The organism is Micromonospora sp. NPDC003776 (assembly GCF_053605645.1).
In genome coordinates this window covers 1-1,361 of record NZ_JBSGJR010000940.1, presented here as the reverse complement: position 1 = coordinate 1,361, position 1,361 = coordinate 1, and the positions used below count along the sequence as shown (strand labels likewise).

Below are 1,361 nucleotides of genomic sequence, written 5' to 3'. Positions count from 1 at the left end.
GTCGCCCTACTGTACCCACCCCCTCAACCACTCCTCACCCCCGCGCCCCCGCGCCCCCCACCGCGGGCCGGCGGCAACCGGTCGTCTCCACCTCCCGCGTACGGGGGAGGGTGACCAGTCCCGGGTGGGAGGCGCCCGGCGGCGGGCCGCACCAGGCTGAACCCCATGAAACCCCACACCGCTCGCCTGCCGCTCGTGGTCGCCTACGCCAGCGTCGCGGCGATGCTCCCGTACCTGGCGATCAAGACGGCCTGGCTGCTCGGTAGCGACATCGGTGTCACCGATCCCGGCCTGATGCGCACCACACCATTCGTCGTCGGCAACCTCATCACCGCGGCGATGGAGGTCACCGCCGCCGCGCTGGCGCTGGCGCTCGTGCAGGACTGGGGACGCCGGGCACCCGCGTGGCTGGTGCTGATCCCCGCCTGGATCGCCAGCGGACTGCTCGCCCCGGTGATGCTCGCCGCGCCGCTCGGCGCCCTGGCCGAGTCCCTGCCGCAGACCGCCGACACCGGCGACGTCCCGATGGCCGGTCTCCAGAGCTGGGTGTTCGCCGTCGTCTACACCGGATTCACCCTGCAGGGCATCGGCCTCGCCATCGCGTTCGCGTGGCACCTGCGGGCGCGGTGGGGCGCCGTCCTGGGCGGCACCATCGGCTCCCGCCGGCCGGGCGCCACGCAGGGCGTACAGGCCGGGTCGACCGTCGCCGTCGCCGGGCTCACCGCACTCGTGGTGACCCTTCGCCTCTACTGGGCCGCCGGCGGGGAGGCCGGCCTGCCCGGCGCGCTGACCGACAGCCCCACCCAACAGGTGGTGCACGCCGTATCGGCCGCCCTGGCGCTCGCCGGCCCGCTGGGACTGATCATCCTGATCCTCCGCCGGCCGCGCGGCCTGCGGGTCTGGGTGCCGGTCGCCGCCGCCTGGGTCGGCGCGGGGGCGATGTTCTGCTGGGGCGCCTACCAGCTGGTCATCCTGCTGGCCCCGAGCAGCCCGTTCGACGCCTCCGGCGGCGGCGGGTTCGGCCTGGTGATGGTGGCCCAGACCCTCGCCGGGGCGCTGGCCGCGGTGACCGGAGCGGCCCACCTGACCGAGGCCCACCCGGCGGCGTACCGGGAACGGGAAGCGGTCCGAGAACATGATGGCCAAGTACCTGCTGCTCAAGCACTACCGGGGCGCGCCGGCACCGGTCAACGACGTGCCGATGGACCAGTGGACGCCGGCGGAGCTTTCGGCCCACGTGCAGTACATGCGGGACTTCGCCGCTCGGATCGAGGGCACCGGTGAGTTCGTCGACAGTCAGGCGCTCTCCCCGGAGGGCACGTTCGTCCGCTACGACGGCGAGGGGCGGCCGCCGGTCACCG

Annotated in this window: 1 pseudogene; it reads left to right on the top strand. The window is 74.3% G+C overall.

The features are described from left to right. Positions 1 to 1,138 precede the first annotated feature (1,138 nt). Positions 1,139 to 1,361, top strand: a pseudogene (locus tag ACWEVO_RS36540) (YciI family protein); the annotation flags it as partial.